This window comes from Streptomyces africanus (genome assembly GCF_002150735.1).
In the GTDB taxonomy this organism is placed as follows: domain Bacteria; phylum Actinomycetota; class Actinomycetes; order Streptomycetales; family Streptomycetaceae; genus Streptomyces; species Streptomyces africanus.
Window position 1 is genome coordinate 1 of sequence record NZ_MUKA01000632.1, and the last position, 616, is coordinate 616.

The window sequence follows — 616 nt, forward strand, 5'->3', positions numbered from 1 at the left end:
CGGGCCCGGCACACGTCAGCCGATACCGAACGCCCCGTCGGGAGGCTCGGGTGACGGCACCGCGTCCTCGTCCCGCACCGCACGCGCGCCACCGATGAACTCCCGCAGAACGTCGCCGTGTTCGACCCGGGCCGGGAAGGCGTCGNNCGCCCGGCCACGAGCACCGCGTTCCCGAACCGCCGCCCCCGCAGCACCCCCGGCTCGGCGATCAGCACAAGCTCCTGGAACACCGTTGCCAGAGTGGCGAGTTGGGACCGCAGAAAGGCGAACGGCGCCGCATCGGGGAGGTTGGCGAGATAGACCCCGCTGTCCCGCAGCACACGGCCGGCCTCACGGACGTACGCGACGGATGTGAGGTGCGCCGGAACCCGCGAACCGCCGAACACGTCGGCGACGATCGCATCGGCCGAGTCCGCGGCGGCGTTCTCCAGCCACTTCCTCGCGTCCGCCGCGTGCAGGGCGATCCGGGCCCCCTCCGGCAACGGCAGATGCTCCGCCACCAGGTCCAGCAGCCCCCGGTCGACCTCGACGACGTCCTGCCGCGACCCCGGCCGGGTCACGGCCACGTACCGGGGCAGCGTGAGCGCCCCTCCCCCGAGATGCACCACGTCCAGCC

1 pseudogene is annotated in these 616 nt (G+C 73.5%); it reads right to left on the bottom strand.

The window, feature by feature from the left end:
* Window positions 1-15: 15 nt before the first annotated feature.
* Window positions 16-616: pseudogene (locus tag CCL05_RS42900) on the bottom strand (spermidine synthase); the annotation flags it as partial.